General features: G+C 43.8%; 5 protein-coding genes. All 5 read right to left on the bottom strand.

The window, feature by feature from the left end:
• Positions 1 to 16: 16 nt before the first annotated feature.
• From NSU11_RS03510 to NSU11_RS03490, 5 genes are read right to left on the bottom strand one after another with little or no spacing between them, the layout of a single operon-like run.
• On the bottom strand, positions 17 to 4,522 hold the full coding sequence (locus NSU11_RS03510) for a type I polyketide synthase (protein ID WP_151040288.1): 4,506 nt from the start codon (positions 4,520 to 4,522) through the stop codon (positions 17 to 19).
• Entirely contained in the window at positions 4,515 to 7,184 is a 2,670-nt protein-coding gene (locus tag NSU11_RS03505) for a non-ribosomal peptide synthetase (protein ID WP_149125915.1), read from the bottom strand. Before NSU11_RS03505 ends, NSU11_RS03510 begins: the two co-directional genes overlap by 8 nt.
• Before the next feature lie 20 nt (positions 7,185 to 7,204).
• The gene (locus tag NSU11_RS03500; protein ID WP_342493789.1) at positions 7,205 to 16,294 is read right to left on the bottom strand and encodes an amino acid adenylation domain-containing protein; all 9,090 of its coding nucleotides are present in this window, start codon (positions 16,292 to 16,294) and stop codon (positions 7,205 to 7,207) included.
• A gap of 19 nt (positions 16,295 to 16,313) precedes the next feature.
• Positions 16,314 to 17,456: an acyl-CoA dehydrogenase family protein gene (locus NSU11_RS03495; RefSeq protein ID WP_044334123.1), complete on the bottom strand. Its 1,143-nt coding sequence runs from the start codon at positions 17,454 to 17,456 to the stop codon at positions 16,314 to 16,316.
• Positions 17,443 to 17,712, bottom strand: a complete 270-nt coding sequence (locus NSU11_RS03490) for a phosphopantetheine-binding protein (protein WP_024424539.1) — start codon at positions 17,710 to 17,712, stop codon at positions 17,443 to 17,445. Before NSU11_RS03490 ends, NSU11_RS03495 begins: the two co-directional genes overlap by 14 nt.
• Positions 17,713 to 17,716: the final 4 nt, after the last annotated feature.

The raw sequence follows: 17,716 nt of genomic DNA, 5'->3' as shown, positions 1-17,716 counted from the left end.
GCTGCATTTCTCCCATCTATTTTCGTTTTAATCTCTGTTTACGTCGATTTTTTCCTTCTGCCATCGCCTGTTTTCGGAGATTGGTTGATTCAGTAACAGCTTGCTTTTCTTGCTTTTCTACTCCATGAATCTTCTTTAGTTCTGCTGCCAATGCCGCGATGGTCGGATGGCTGTACATCATGACCACCGGAACCTCTATGCCATAAATTGATTTGATTTGACCGCTCATCTGCAGTAAATCAAGGGATGTCGCACCCATTTCAAAGAAATTCTCATTCACATCCGGCTCATGAGGAAAAAAGGAGCTGAGTACATCACTTAAGGATGCTTCTAGACGATCATCTATGATCTGAGATATCTCTTGAGACGGCTCTTCTTCTTGCTGCAGAGAGGTTAAGCGTTGTTTCATTCTCTCGCCCATATCTTGAACTGATACAAGAATTTGCGGATAATCTAGACGCAGCACTTCCTGGATGGCCCTTATTCCTTGTTCTGGTGAAATTCCATCCTGTTCCTCGAGCGCCATCATGTCATTGACTTTGGCCGCTAATGCCGAGTCGTGTGCCATGCCGACTTTCTCCCACCGATCCCAATTTAAAGAAATAACCGGCTTCCCTTCCTGCCTTTTGGCATGAGCAAAGCTGTCCATAAAAGCGTTTGAAGCTGCATAAGCCACTTGTCCAGCCGCTCCAAGAAAGGAAACAAGAGAGGAACAAAGTAAAAAGAAGTCAAGCGTTTCATCCTTGAGTGCTTCATTCAGCACATAGGTCCCATTGATTTTTGCCTGACACATACGAATTTCATCGTCTGCTGTTCTTGCTTGAATGATTTTCCCATCTGCCTCTCCTGCCGCATGAATGACACCATGCAAATGACCAAATGCCGTATGAGCCAGCTGAACCGCTTTCTGCACAGCATCTTTATCTGACACATCACCTTGTACAGCTTGTACATCAGCTCCTAACTCTTCAAGAGTCATCAGCTTTTTCACGATCTCAGCTTCTTTCCCATTCGCATCACGCAGCTCATGCCAGGCAGCGCGTTCACGTATTTGCGAACGGCTCATGATCACAAGTTTTGCTTGATACGTTTCTGCTAAATGTTGAGCTAGTGTGAAGCCAATACCGCCCATACCGCCAGTAATGAGGTAAACGCCATTAGACTTGAAAGGCTGCTTGGACGATCCCTCTTTTCTTAAAGGTGTTCTCGAAGCTTTTCGAATCCATCTGCTGTTCACGCGATACGCAACGACTGCTTCTTGATCGTGCATTGCAATCTCGTATGAAAGGAATAGCGGCCAATTCGCCTTTGTATCCTCACATACATCAATATGCTGACACTCAATATGCTGATATTCTTGAGGAATGGTCAAAGCTAGCCCTGTAAATGTTGCTTGAAGTGGATTGACCTTCTCCATGCCGATCACATCATGTGCTTGGCTTGTCACAAGGTGAAGACGTATGCTTGTGTTATGATACTGGCTGATTAGTCTGACGAGATCGAGCACAGATAAGTAGTTTGGCTGATCATCGGTATCTTTCGTCAGTTCATCATGCATCCAGATGATCTCTTCAGGTATAAATCCAGCTTGCTGCAATTCAGCCATAACCCACTCTAAGTGTGACAGCATATAAACGTCAGCCTTCAGCAAATGGTCATTTTCTTTCATCGTATGATCACTTTGACATACGCTGATCACTTCTGCATGCCGTTCTTTCAAATAGGCGCCAATATGACCATTTTTTTCAAATACCAAGATGCGTTTTCCTTGATGATGTTGCTCCTTTAGTACAGGTGAAGAGCGCTCCCATACCGGAATGTAAAACCAGTCTTGAAAATCAGCTGATCGTTTCTCCATCTTTTCTGGCGTTAAAGCAGACATCATCTGATCTGCTTTAAACTGCGGTGAAGGGAATATTTGATGCTCAAATGGATACGTTGGCAGTGAAACTCGATATGGTGCCTTTTCTTTTCTGACAGCGCTCCAGTTTAGCTCCACTCCGTAACTCCACAGTTTCCCTATGGCCTTTTCCATATATTCATCATCAGCTGCTTGTTCTTTTGGATGTCTCACCAATGAAACAGCTGCTGCTTTGTTCACATCATAGTGATCATGGCGTCTCACGAATTGAGTTAACGTATGACCTGGCCCCACTTCAATGAAAACCATCTCTCCGAGTCCAAGTAATGTCTCTAATCCTTGACTAAATAAAACAGGCTGCCTGATATGAGATGCCCAGTAATCAGGTGATGCGGCTTGTTCATTCGTTAACCAGCTCCCTGTCACATTCGAAAGAACCGGTACCTCTCCCTGCTGATAGGTGATCTCTGAGAGAACGTTCTTCAACTGTTCGGACGCTTCAGCCATCATACTCGTATGAAAGGCGTGAGAGGTTTTCAATATTTGGACAGAAGCTCCTCTTTTTTCAGCTTGTTCGATATATACCTGTAACCGATCTGACGGACCGGAAACAACGGATAATTGTGAGCTATTCACAGCAGAAAGCTCGACACCTTCTGGAAGATCATGTTTAATCTCTTCGGCAGGGAGTGACACACCGGCCATTTCACCTGGAGGCATTTTTTGCATCAAACTGCCTCTTTTTAAAACGATACGGATTGCATCTTCAAGATGGATCATACCAGCCACACAGGCAGCCGTGATTTCTCCAATACTATGACCAATGAAATAATGCGGACGTATGCCTAGTCCCATCAGCTTCGACGCAAGCGCATACTCAAAACTAAACAAGATGATTTGTGTATATGACGTTTGCTGCATGAGTTGTTCAGCTTCTATAAACTCTTCTTCGGTTGTTGGATATAACACGTTCTCGATCTCAACACCTGATAAGGATAAAATGATGGCAAAACATTTCTGAAGCGTTTGTTTAAATACAGGGTCTTTCTCATATAAATCCTTGCCCATATTCACATACTGAGCACCTTGTCCAGAGAACATCCAAACGACCGCAGGCTGTTGAAAGGCCTTTTGCGGCTGGCCGGCTGACTGGAATGTGCGGTCAGGACCTGCAAGAAAAGCTTGGCGATAAGGAAAATGTTTTCGTCCCTCTTGCAGCGTAAATGCTGCATCGGATAGTGAGACGCTCGTTTGTTCTGTTAAATAAGATGTGATTTGTTCAGCAGACTTTTGTACCGCCTGCTTCGATCTTGCCGAAATCACCATTAGTTCATGACCTCTGTCTGCTGACGGCTTATCGGCGGCGGGTGCCTCTTCTATGATCAGGTGCACATTCGTTCCGCCCACTCCAAATGAGCTGACACCGGCACGCAGTGGGGTCTCTGATTTCTTCCATGGTACAGGTGTTGTATTCACATAAAACGGGCTTGATTCAAAATCAATTTTCGGATTAGGTTTTTTATAATGAAGGCTTGGCGGCAGCATCTGATGGTACAGACTAAGTGTTGTTTTGATAAAACCTGCAATCCCTGCGGCTGAGTCAAGATGACCAATATTGGTTTTCACAGACCCAATCGCACAAAACTGTTTTTTATCTGTTTGAAAGGCTTGCTTCAGCGACTCAATTTCAACCGGATCTCCAAGAGTCGTCCCTGTGCCATGTGCTTCAATATAAGAAATACTCTCAGCTTCTACACGACTGATGTTGAGCGCCTTTTTAATCACTTCGCTTTGTCCTTCTATGCTTGGCGCTGTGTAGCCAACCTTCCGCCCACCGTCATTGTTATAGGCTGACCCTTTAATCACGCCATAGATATGGTCCTTATCTTTTAGTGCCTGCTTTAATGATTTGAGCACAACAACTCCACAGCCCTCACCGCCAACGGTTCCTTCCGCCTGTTCATCAAAAGCCCGGCAGTGCCCATCCGGCGACATGATCATGCCCTCTTGATACATGTATCCTTTTTTGTGAGGGGTCGTAATGGTGACGCCGCCTGCGAGTGCCATTTTACATTCCCCAGTAATCAGGGCACGCGCCGCCATATGAATTGCAGTCAAAGAGGAAGAACAAGCTGTATCAATAGCTACGCTCGGTCCCTTCAAATTCAATTTGTAGGATACCTTTGTGTTCATGAAATCTTTATCCGTTAATTGAACAGCCGCAAATTGTTCAGATGAGTGATTGGATCTCATCAGCATGGAAGCAGCTTGCCAGTATAAATTAGCAGAAGCAGCTCCAAATAAACCGATCGGCTCCTGATACGTTTCAGGGTTATAGCCTGCATCTTCTAGGGATTCCCAGGCGACCTCATGAAACATGCGGATTTGCGGGTCCATTACTTCTGCTTCACGCTGTGAATAACCAAAGAAATCTGCATCAAAGTGATCATGCTGATCGACTGCTCCTTTGGCACGTACATATTGATCATGATCTAATGCTTCTTGTTCAACTCCTGCCTCAAACAGCTCTTCTTTAGAAAAGAACGTAATGGACTCTCTCCCATTTGCAAGGTTGTCCCAGAAGTGATGAATATTTTTCGCTCCCGGAAAACGGCATGCCATCCCAACCACTGCAACCTCTAATCCTGTGAACTTACTCATCTATCATCCCGCCTAACAGTTGTGCGGCACTTTCTAAGTCATCCGCTTCATTTTCTCCATCATCCTCTGTTTGTTGCTCTTGCCCTGATGCTTTGTGTTTTAATTGAGCAGCTATTTGTGAAACCGTTGTATATTGGAACAGCTCCATCACAGTCAGCTCCTGTTGAAATTCCTCTTTCACTCTATTGGACAGCTCAACGATATTAAAAGAGTTCCCGCCTAAATCAAAAAACGGTTCATCTATACGAATCTGCGAAGCAGGGACTTGTAATATAGACGCGAAAATACGAACAAGCTTCTGCTCTGTTTCATTGTGAACTTGAATGGTTACCGGCTCTGATTTGCCTTCTAACTGATCTTCTGGATTCGGCAGTGCTTGAATATCCAATTTCCCTGATAGATTTAGAGGAAATTGCTCTACATGAATGACATGCCTCGGCACCATATAACCTGGTAATCTTTTACTTAAAGATTGTCGAAGTGCGCGCTGATCTATCACTTGTTTTGCCATGATATATGCGCAAATATATTGGTCCTGATCCTTCGTTTCCTTAGGGATGACAATGACATCTTGGACCAGTCCTTGTATGCTTGGATCATCAAGAAGGGCTCTACGGATTTCCTCGAGCTCAATTCGATATCCTCTGATTTTCACTTGGCCGTCGTTTCTTTTAGCAAATTCTAATAAACCATCAAACCGCCATCTTGCAAGGTCTCCCGTACCGTATAACATACCGCTGCTCAGCTCTGTTTTTTTGATAAACTTCTCCTTGTTGAGATCAGGATGATTGATGTACCCACGGCCTACACCAGCACCTGCTATATACAATTCGCCAAAAACACCAATCGGCACCGGCTCACCTTGCTTGTCACATATGAAAATATGCTCATTTGGCATCGGCTGCCCAATAGGGATGACTTGCTCATCCCAGTCATGAGGAATCAAAAAGGATGACGACTGAACCGTACATTCAGTAGGCCCATATGCATTAATCATCATGAGTTTTTCACCTGATACATGCTGTAAAAATTGATCCATCAGCTCTTTTGTGAACACTTCTCCGCCCACAAGCAGCATGTTCAAAGCAGGCAAGTCTTGTTTCGATTGCGCTGCTGCCTTGTTCATCAGCTTTAAATGAGAGGGGGTCACATCTGACAGTTGAATGTGGTTGTCTCGATAAAATGACCATAACGCATGCCCATCCATACGGACTTCATCTTTGGCAATATGCAGCGTATGCCCTAGCAGCAATGCCGGGAACAAGGTTTGAACAGATGCATCAAAAATATGAGAAGCGAGCATCCCTACTTGCAAATCACCAGGGAGTAGATCAAAAAAGCGTGTTTTCATTCCGTATACCAAATTAATGACATGACGATGTTCAATAACGACCCCTTTTGGATGCCCAGTCGTACCCGATGTATACAAGACATACGCCATATCCGAAGGCGAAATAGACCAAGTGAGATTCTCTCTAATTGGGGATTCTTGAAGCATGTCTTGAATAACATGAACCTCGACATCCAAACCTTCGTGTCCGTCTTCGTCCGATACTATGGCTGTAGCGCCGCTGTTTTTGAGCATATACCGAATTCTTTCAATCGGCAGATGGACATCAATCGGTAAGTAAGCATAGCCAGCCTTTAAAATGCCAAGAATGGCAATGACCAGTTCAGCAGACCGATTCATTCTGAGACCAACTGGGGTCTCACGTGTCATCTGACTTTGAGACAGTCTAAGCGCAATGCGATCCGATAAATCATCAACCTCTTCATATGTATAGGAGGTGGTGCCAAACACAACGGCCGTTCGTGCTGAATGCAATTGGACTTGCTGTTGAAATAATGACACAATATCACGATCCACTGGATAAGCGAGCGACTCACCTTGAAACGAATCAAACAGCTGACTTTTCTCGATATCAGATAAAAATGAGTGTGTGCTCATCGCTTGTTCAGGCGTTATAAGAAATTGCTCTGTGAGTGTCATGAAATGTCTAGAGAACTGCTCCATCATTTGATCTTCATAAATGGAAGCATCCCAGTGAACTTCAGCATGAAGGTGATCTTGTTCTTTCTTCCAAACAATGAGCACATCCGCGTGCAGCTGTTCTCGGTCAGTATGCCCATGCAATGTCTCAAACGCACATGCCAGATTGACACGCTTCTTGTCATCTCCTACTGAATGCCAAAGCTCATCCATTAAAATATGAACAGGATAGTTTTGATGACGCACTGCCTCCTGAAACGATTGTTTCACTGCGTCTAACCCTGCGCTAAAGCTCATATGAGGATCAATCTCTGCCTTAAGCGGCAACATATGATTAATGGTGGATTGATTGGCGGACTGTTCCATTGTAGGAACAGTCACCATCAACTCAGTTTTTCCGCTATAACGCTGAAGCAAGCCAAAAGCGGCTGTGGTCAGCACGATAAACAAGCGCAAATCAGAATCTCCACATAATTGCTTTAACGAATGGTTTACAGCCATCGGGAAGGACGAATGAAGCGATCGGTTCATAGCAGCAGGCTTGGCTTGTGAAACCGTATGAGGAATGCGGCCATCCAGCTGAACATCTGATAAAATAGATGTCCAGTAGGCTCTTTCCCTCACCCTTTCCTTCGCCGCTGCTTTCAGTTGAAAATCATCATGTTCAATCACTCTTCCATTCACCTCTTTACTTATATTTTTAAGTCATCTAATTCGAAAAGAGATACGTCGTCTAATTGCTTGAATGAAGAAGTCAGTTCAATTTCCTCTATTCTCACCGCATCTACTGAAACAGCCCGCATGATGTCTTTCAGCAAACCTGCAATCCGCTCTATGGTTTCCTCTGTGAAAAGCTCAGTATTATATTCAATCGTTGAAGAAAGACCGTCTTCCTGTTCATACGCAATCCAGAGTAAATCAAATCGCGACGTTCCTGTCTCGTACGGATAATCACTAAAGGTTAAACCGCCAACTTTCAGTTCTGGCTGATTCATATTTTGCAAGGCGAACACAGCATCAAACAATAGATTCCGGCTGACACTCCGGCTCAGCTGGAGGTCTTGCACCATTTGTTCATATTGATATTCTTGATGACCGAAATCATCGATCACATGCGCCTTTACATCCTGAAGGAATTGCTGATAAGTCAGCTCTGCTTTAGGATATAAACGAAGTGGCAGCATATTGACAAAGATACCAATGACTTGCTGCAGCTCCTCTTGTTTTCTACCTGCTACCGGAACCCCAACCGTGATATCTGATTGTCCGCTTAATTTATGAAGCAAAATCTGATACAGACTTAACAGACCCATAAACAATGTTGCGTCTTCCTTTAAAATCACCTGCTTAAACGCGTTCAGCTCCGCTTCTTCTATACGGAACGTATAATGTCCGCCGCGGAATTGTCTCACCTCTGGCCGATCGAAATCTGTTGGCAGATCAAGCAGCGGGGCACCTTCTAACCGGTTTTTCCAGTAATCACTCGATTCTTTCAATGCTTCAGACGCAAGTATGTCATTTTGCCATTCTGAAAAATCTTTATATTGCAAAGCGAGAGGCTCAAGCGTCCTGCCGTCGTATAACTGCATAAAGTCGTTGACCAAAATATCTTGAGAAAGACCATCCGAGATAATGTGATGCATGTCCAGCATGAGCACGAATTCCTCTTCTGCCAGCTTCATCACACCAACTCTCATCAATGGAGCCTCACTTAACGTAAAGGCAGTCAAAAATTGTTCAATCACTTGTTTTTGATCTTCCTCAGATCCTTGTGTCGATCCCTCTGTGAGGTCAAACAACATGACTGCAAATGGTACCTCTTCTTCAATCTTTTGATAAGGGACGCCATTCTCTAGTACAAACGCTGTCCGCAAACTTTCGTGTCTCTTTATAAGCTGCTGAAATGCCCATTCCAACCTGTTGATATCGAGCCTTCCTTTAATTCGTCCTGCTTTAAATTCGTTGTATCCTGTGCTGCTTACATCCATTTGCTGCATGAGATACAACCGTTTTTGCGCAGACGACAGAGGATAATGCTCCTTCATTTCGGCTTTTTCAATCGCATGATAAGCAGCAGTGTCTGCTTGGTCGATATATTCTGCCATTAATCGGATCGTTGGTATTTGGAAGAATTGTGGAAGCGTCAGCTCTACACTGAATGCGCGATGAATGATGCCAATGAAAGTAATCGCCTTTAGAGAATCTCCACCCATTTCAAAGAAATGATCATCTATGCCAATTTCATCAATTTTAAAGAAAGCTTGCCAATGCTGACTTAGTTCCTTCTCTAGCTCCGTTTCAGGTGCAACATAATTCGTTGACAGCGCTGGCCGAGAATATAAGTTTCCATCTTGTGCATGCTCTCCGGCACTCTCTTCCTCACGGGATAAACGGTCTACATATCGGTGAATTCGATCATGTAAAGACGTTGTTGAAATAACCATTTGTTCCACTTGATCCAGTGAAAGCAATCGTTCAAAGATCCTTCTTCCTTCTTTTTCTGTAATTAACGTTTCGGTGACATCATCTCCGATTGGGAGATCAAGCTGCTTTCCTTGCTCAAATTCCCAGCCGTCAAAGCTAATGACAGACCACTGCATTTCTGAACGAAGATTTCGTTCATACACGTACGCATCAATGAAATGATTCACAGCTGTATAGGCTGTGAAACCGAGTCCGCCTAAGATCGGTGACAAAGATGACAGTACAAAACAGAAATCAAGTGATCGGTCACCTAAGGCGGCATCAAGATGAAGTACACCATTCATCTTCGCTTCAAAGTGGGGTTCTGAGAATGTGACATCTGTTTGCTCCATCACTCTGAAGGATTGATCACCCGTCACTCCAGCTGCATAGATCACACCGTCAATCTGTCCATAGGCCGCATCCACCGTGTTGATCAATTGCTGGATATCTTCCCTGTGGCGAACATCTACTTTCTTTATGAGAACTTCTGCACCAGCCTCTTCAAGTGCCATTACCTTTTGTATTTTTTTCTTAGTTGGATCCTGTTCATCGTGCGTAGCAAGCCACTCTTGCCACTTGCTTCTATCAGGCAGTCCAGACCTGCTCGTTAAGATCAACGTTCCCTTCGTTTGCTCGGTCAAAGACTGTGCAATATTCAATCCAATAAACCCAAGACCGCCAATTAAAATGTAGACACCATCTTTTTTAGCCAACTGAGTATGTCCTGTTTCGGGAACTAGAGCTTTGGCATACTTTTTCACATATCGCTTATTTCGTCGATAGACCGTGAGAAGCTGTCCAGATGTTCGATCTAACTCATCGCTAATTTGTTTCAGCAACCTCTTTTCCTGCACCCCATTTGCCACCGGGCGATCGACATCAAGAATGCGGTAACGCAAGTTCGGTGTTTCTTGTGAAATAACCATGGCAGGTCCAAGATGGATTGCTTTTTCAGGATAAAGGATAGACTCACCGCCAACGGCATACGTCAATGAGGATAGAATTGTAATGGATACTTTTTGGTCCAAAACAGATTTTTTCAAAGTCTGTCCGATATAAAGCAAGGAGTAATAAGCATCTTGCTGCGTTTGTTTCACCCATTCTTCTTCTGATTGAGACGGCTGTCGTTCTGAAAGCCCCCATAGATGACAAACTTCTGACACGTTGATTTGGTCATCTGCCAGATTTGATATGAGCTTTTCATAATCAGAAGGCTTATTTGACCGAATGGTGTAGCTTTTTTCATCATGCTTCGTAAATTCATTTCCTTTCTGAACCACTACGAACTCGTTCCGTTTCGTCAGAAGCTCGGCTGCAACCTTCTCTCCAAAGACAGATGAATCCGCAAACAAAAGCAAGGCTCCAAAAGAGGAATCATCTGATGACACATAAGGGGAAAGGTCCGCCTCCCAATAAGGGGTATAGAACCATTCATCCATTTGCTCCTTTCGTCCAGACTGCTTAGGTTTATCGCGTTTTACACGGTCTGATGCATCATACCAATAGGAGGTTTGATCAAACGCATACGTTGGCAGCGGCATTTTCTGCGGCTGACGGTTTAGATGGAACCTGTTCCAGTCGATGGTTATTCCGTGTGTCCAAAGACGTCCAATCTGCCCAAGTAAAAATTCAGTATCCGTCACATCTTGTTTTGCATGTCTGAGCACATGACATACATGCTGATTCATGCCGTTCAGTGACCGGTTGACCATCACGCTTAAATCTTGACCTGGTCCAATCTCAATTAATTGAATATTGTCTTGCTGTAAAATATTTGTGATGCCTTCAGCAAAACGAACCGTATCGGTCATATGCCTTTTCCAATAGGACATATCCTGAGCACTCGTATTTGTCATCCAGTCTCCTGTCAAATTCGAAATGAATGGAATACGTAGCTGCTTGGCTTTAATATCCTTTAATTTTTCACCAAATTGCTCCGCTGCTTCCTTCATGACATGTGAGTGAGCAGCAATGGTTCCACCTAATCGCATACACATCAATCTGTTATTCTTCAGCTCTTGTTCAAATTCACTTATCGCTGCTTCAAGACCTGACACGATACATGAGGAATCATTGACAACAGCGAGAGAAATATCTTCTGGAAGCATCGGTTTTAACTCTGCTTCAGGTAATGGAACACTCATCATGATGCCAGCTGGCGACGACTGCATCGCATTCGCCCGGCAGGCGACCATCGACATTGCTTCCTTTAAGCTGAAAAGGCCTGATATAGCGGCTGCCGTTAATTCGCCAAAGCTATAGCCGATCATTGCATCAGGACGAATCCCCCATTCAATGAAGAGCATGGAAAGGGCATATTCAATGGCAAAAATGGCTGGCTGTGCATATTGAGTGCTTGCCAATTTTTCGCGTGCCTTTTCTGTTTCAGCCGCTAATGGATAAAGAATGCGAGCAAGACTTCGCCCTGTTGCTTCTTCATATGCTTGAAAACAAGCATCCATTTGCTTCTTAAAGTAAGGCTCCTCCCGGTACAAATCTAATCCCATATTGAGGTATTGATTGCCTTGTCCAGAAAACATAAAAATAATCTTTTGTTTCTCCACATGCGAATGCATGAGCTTCCCAATACCCTTGCCTTGCTTTTCTGTTAATACACGCAATGCATCTTCTCTGCTGGCCGCAACAAAGGCTTGACGGAATCCAAAGGACTGCCTGCCTGTTTGCAAGGTATAAGCTGCGTCTGCCAAATTGAGAGAAGGCGTGTTTTCCAACTGATTCACAAGGTTGTCTTTCATTCGTTCCAAACTCGTTTTGCTCTTTGCTGAAAGGACAAGCAGCTCAGCCGAACGAGGCATTTGCTGACGATCCCTTTTCGGCGCTTCTTCTAATATGACATGCGCATTGGTTCCGCCCATTCCAAATGAGCTCACACCAGCCCTCCGCAAATGTGATACTGGCTGCTTCCAGTCGGTCAGCTCAGTGTTTACAAAGAAAGGACTATGCTCAAATGCAATGTTTTCATTGGCTTTTTTGAAATGAAGACTAGGCACAAATGTGTGATGCTGAAGAGAAAGCACAGCTTTAATCAAGCCAGCTGCTCCTGCCGCTGCATCCAAATGTCCAATATTTGATTTCACAGACCCAATGCGGCAAAATTGTTTTTTGTCTGTGTCGAAAGCTTTTGTGAGCGCCTCTATTTCAATCGGATCTCCAAGTGACGTTCCAGTTCCGTGTGTTTCTATATATTCAATCGTATCTGGTGAAACATCTGCTTGATGTAAGGCATCCTGAATGACCCTTGTCTGACCTTCAACACTTGGAGCATTGAAGCCAACCTTTTGATCACCATCATTGTTGATGGCAGAGCCCTTAATGACCGCATAAATATGGTCTCCATCTTTTATGGCTTCACTAAGTGCTTTTAAAGCAACAAGACCCACACCATCTCCGCCAACAGTTCCATCTGCTTGATCGTCAAATGCACGACAATGACCATCGCTTGATTTCACCATGTTCTGCTGATAAATGTAGCCTGATTTCACTGGGTGTAAAATCGACACGCCTCCCGCAAGCGCTACATCTGAATCACCATTTGCAATGGATTGACAGGCCAAATGCAAGGCGACCAAAGAAGTCGAACAAGCGGTTTGCAATGTGAGCGCTGGTCCTTTCAAATTCAATTTATGGGCAATTCTTGTACTCACGGTATACGTATCATTGAGCGAGCCCACTTCAAACAGCTCTGACATGCTGCTATCAAGCGAAGATGCAAAACGCTGAATCCATTGAAAGTTGGATGTGGACCCAGTAAACAAACCGACCTTACCTTGATAATCTTCCTGCACATACCCCGCATCTTCCAGCGCCTTATAGGCGTACTCATGCAACAGCCGTATTTGAGGATCCATGATTTCTGCCTGACCTGGTGAATAGCCGAAGAAGGATGCATCAAATAAATCAGGTCCATCAATCACACCTTTTGCTCTTACATAATCGGAACGCTCAAAGGTTTGGCGGTCAATTCCAGCCTCTAGCAATTCTTCATCGGAAAAGAATGAAATCGATTCTTCTCCATTCTTCAAATTTCGCCAAAATGCCTCAACATTTTCTGCACCAGGGAATTTACCTGCCATTCCAATAATCGCAATCGGCTCGTTGGCTTTTCTTTTCTTTTGGTTCGCAGGCTGTGTGCCAGATCCCTTCTGCTCTGTTGCACCGCTTAAATATGCAGCTAGCTCTCTAATCGTTGGACGGCGGAACATTTCGACCATTGGAATGCTTTGATTCAATTGCTTAGCGAGCTGTTGATTAACATGAATCAGGTTTAGAGAATGCCCGCCAATGTCAAAGAATTTGTCATGAACACTTACCTCATCTAAGCCGAGGACTTTTTTCCAGATATCTTGAATGACTTTCTCAGTATCAGAAAGATTGTCAGAGCCCGCCTGCTTTTTCATTTGTTGCCCCTGTTTCAAAGCAGGTAAAGCCCGTTTATCTAATTTGCCGTTGGCAGTCAGCGGCATATCATCCAATTGAACAAAGTGAGTTGGAATCATATAATCTGGCAGCTGACCGGCTAGTGCTTGTTTCATTGCAGCTTGATCGAGTATGGCTGTCGTGACAACATATGCGGCTAAACATGGTGTACCAGAAACATCTGGCTTTACAGCAACAGCTGCTGCTTTGACCCCTGGCTGTTCATTCAGCCAAAATTCAATCTCACCTGTTTCAATACGATAGCCTCTCAGCTTCACTTGATCATCATTTCGGCCTAAAAACTGAATGAGCCCATTAGGCAGAATGCGGGCTGCATCACCTGTTTTATAAATTTTTTCACCTGGCTGGAAAGGATGATCGACAAACCGCTCTTCGGTCAGCTCTGGGCGATTCAAATACCCTTTTGCAACACCTTTCCCCCCAATATATAATTCACCGATGGTTCCTTCCGGCATAAGATTCATATGTCTGTCAAAAAGAAGAATATCTGTATGCTGTGCAGGTTTTCCAATCGGTACATACACGTCTTGATCAAGGTCCTGGTCATATCGATGAATCATGCAGCCAACCACTGTTTCAGTTGGTCCATATTCATTCACAATTTCTATAGGCTGCGGGAATGACTGCTGAATGGATTTCGCTAAAGATGTTTCCAGCTGTTCTCCGCCTAAAATAAAACATTTCATTTGGCTTTCTGGGAAAGACAGGTGCTTAATAAACTGTAAATGAGATGGTGTCAGTTTCATCACATGTACGCGATTATCTTTTATGATATCTTCGACAAGCAGCTGCCGATTTTCATGGTGATAAATCATGATGGTATTTCCTGAAATGAGCGGTGTGAAAATAGAAGTAACTGTCAGGTCAAATGACAATGATGTGTACAAAGCAAAATGCCTTGTTTCTCCTCGAACATATACTTGTTTCGCCCAATCAATATAGTTGGCTAAACCAAGATGATGAATGAGTACACCTTTAGGTCTTCCTGTCGTTCCTGATGTATAAATGCAGTAGGCTGTTTGGTCTGAGGTGATGGCTTCTGCCAAGTTATCTGATGATCCGGTATATAGATCCGGCTGTGTGATATCAATTTTTTCTCCGTTATAGGCATAGGTGAGTCCTTTAATCGGATGAGTTAGGAGCCATTCTACTCCGCTGTCTTCTAGTAGATACTCTATTCGTTCCTGCGGGTATTCAGGATCAATTGGCACGTAAGCCCCGCCAGCTTTTAAAATAGCTAAGCATGCTATCACCATTTCAATGGAATGCTCTGCTAAAATGCCGACACGCTGCTCCTGTTTGACCCCTTTATTTTGTAAATAGCGTGCGAGCTGATTCACTCTCTTGTTGAGTTGTTCATATGTAACCGTCGTACCGCTAAACTCAACTGCGGCTGCCGTTGGCGTTCGCTCCACTTGCTCTTCAAATAGGTCAATCACCGTTGGTTCATTGATAGACGTTGCCCCGCCATATTGCTGAAAAACTGTTAACTGCTTTTCTATCTCTTCTTCTGATAGCAGCTGTAACTGAGCAGCAGATTTTTGTGGGTGATCACAAGCATCAGACAGGAGATGAAGAAAATGCTGACACCACTTTTCAATTTGTTCAGCGGAAAAGCTGACGGGGTTATACACCAATGAAAAATGCAGCTGTTCATCAAACGCCTGTACACTAAGCGTGAGATCGAATTCCGTCTGTTCTTTCATCTCAAATCTGCGAATACGCACAGGCTGATCGCTTTTCGTGAGCATTCGATCTAGTGGATAGTTTTCAATGACGACGATTGAATCAAATAATGATTGTTCTGCCGTCATTCCTGCATATTTCTTTAAGTCGGATAGCGGAGTATGTTCATATTCATTTCTCACTGCGATTTCCCGGCTCACTTCCTGCATCTGTTCAACAATCGGCCGATCCTGTTCGAATGAGACACGTAGCGGTAATGTGTTAATGAACAAACCTGTCATCTTTTCAATTTGAGGAACATCCGCATTTCTTCCTGATACTGTTGTTCCAAAGACAATATCATCTTGGTTGGCGTACTTAGATAGCAAAACTCCCCACAGCGTATACATGACAGATGCCAATGTCACATCATGTTGATTCGTGAATTTGCTCAGCCTCTCCGCAATGGAAGCATCCACTTGATGTTCATATTGATGAAAAGCACCTGAATCTTCATATGCACCGCCTGACTTTGGAAGTAGTTCTGCATAACTCCAGCCATCGAAAACATTTTTCCAGTAGACAGCTTGTGCTTCTGTCTGTTGAAGATTTTGCTGCTGCCATTTAACAAATGATTGATAGGACGGTCTTTTTTCAAGAAGAGGTTTGTCTTCATTTGATAAGCGCTCATATGCACTCATCCAATCACTTAATACAATCCCAAGACTCCACCCGTCCAATAAAATGTGATGAAAGCTAATGAGAACCCAGCTGACTTCTTCATTTACTTCACATAATGTCAAGCGAAATGGAACTTCCTGTAGATCAAATCGTTCCTCTCGATCCTGTGCTGTTATTTCCTCTTTCAGCAAATGAAGAGGCTCCTCAGCTTGGGTCAAATCACGGTATCGAATGTCAGGCTGATGCTGCTTCAGCACAATTTGTACTGGCCTTGCGAGTTCCTGCCATCTAAACAATGTTCTAAGCATTTCATGCTGTTTGGTGACATGCATCCATGAATGTGCAAAGAGATCTCGATCAACCGGCCCGTCTATTTGGATCAGCAGTTGTTCAAAATAAGCCGTTCCGTCCGGTTGCATTAAATGATGAAAAAGCAGTCCTTCTTGGATCGTAGTGATACCTAACATATTTTCAATGTTCTGTTTATCCAGCTTCTTCGGCTGTAATGCCATGGGATCATCTCCTTTCTTTCTAAGAATGTTTCACGAAATAATGGCGTAAACCATAGTTAGCAATGACCTGCTGCTGAATTTGCGAAGTCCCTTCAATAATTTCAAGTACCTTCGCTTCACGATATAATCTTGAAGCTGAGTTTTCCCGGCTAAATCCACTCCCACCATGGATTTGGACATTTGTATTTGTAATGTCGACAGCAATTTTGGAGGTAAAATATTTTGCAATGGATGTTTCTGTGATCGCATCAGGATGATTCGCTTCTCGCATTTCTCCAGCCTTTAGGCATAAAGCTCTCGCTGCATGGAGCTGAGTGACTGCATCTCCGATCATTCCTTTGATCATTTGATGCTTGTACAGTTTTTCATTAAACTGAGTTCTTTTACGTGAATACGTAACGAGAGAATCAACGGCTTCTTGTGCAATGGCAAGCCCTGCCCAGGCAACACTGTATCGTCCATGGTCTAAAGCCAGAGACACTACGTGGTTAAAACCGCCCCCAACTGGCCCTAAGACACAGTCTTCGTGTACCTGCACATGATCAAGAGTGATTTCTGCTAAATAAGACGCTCGATTTGCCATCATTCCAGTAATTCTCTCAATCTCTACACCCGTCTGATCTCGATCGACAAGGAATGCCGTGACTTGTTCGCCGTCTCGTGCAATCACAATAAAGAAATCTGCAATCGCTCCGAAGGAAATCCACTTTTTCTTCCCATTTAATACATAGGACTGTCCTTTTTTTTGATAGCTAGTTTCAACATGATTGGCATCTGAGCCAATATTCGGCTCTGACAAAGCAAAGGCACCGATTTTTTCCCCTTTAGCTAATTCAACGAGCCAGCCTTGTTTTTGGTCTTCTGTTCCATAACGAAGAATGGCTTCCCCTACTAGTGAATTCACTGTTAATAATGTCCGTACGTTACAGCAAGCTTTCCCCACTTGTTCCGTGAACTGTCCATATGCAATTGGATCAAGCCCCAATCCTTGATAGGAGGATGGGATACCTGCCGCCAAATAGCCTCTTTTCGCCATATCTCGAATCAGCGACTCCGGCAAATGTTCTGTCTCATCGAATTCATTGGCAAATGGACGGATATGTTCATTGCAATATTGTCGTATTTCTTCAATGGCATCGATTGTTTGTTCAGCTGTTTTCATGAAGAGCCGCCCCCTGTTGTTTTTTCTCAATTAAGGCGACAATACGGTTGACCGTACTAAAATTAGCAATGTCGAGGTCTTCATTGTCTAATTGGAAGTGAAAGTCATGTTCAATATAGTTCACTAGTTTCATCGCAAATAGTGAATTGACAAAGCCTTGTTCAAAAATATGATCATCATTTCCAAGCTCCATTTCCTCATCAAATACCACTAGGTTTTGCTCGATATATGCTCTTACTTGTTCGTGTAGGTTCATCATT

The organism is Bacillus sp. FSL R5-0712 (genome assembly GCF_038593285.1).
Lineage (GTDB): Bacteria > Bacillota > Bacilli > Bacillales > Bacillaceae > Bacillus > Bacillus safensis.
This window is presented reverse-complemented; position numbering and strand designations above follow the sequence as displayed.

What these genes read in the sequence shown, in the direction of transcription:
- NSU11_RS03510 (WP_151040288.1), bottom strand. Translation starts at nt 4,522, where the DNA reads ATGAGTAAGTTCACAGGATTAGAGGTTGCAGTGGTTGGGATGGCATGC.
- NSU11_RS03500 (WP_342493789.1), bottom strand. Translation starts at nt 16,294, where the DNA reads ATGGCATTACAGCCGAAGAAGCTGGATAAACAGAACATTGAAAATATG.
- NSU11_RS03495 (WP_044334123.1), bottom strand. Translation starts at nt 17,456, where the DNA reads ATGAAAACAGCTGAACAAACAATCGATGCCATTGAAGAAATACGACAA.
- NSU11_RS03490 (WP_024424539.1), bottom strand. Translation starts at nt 17,712, where the DNA reads ATGAACCTACACGAACAAGTAAGAGCATATATCGAGCAAAACCTAGTG.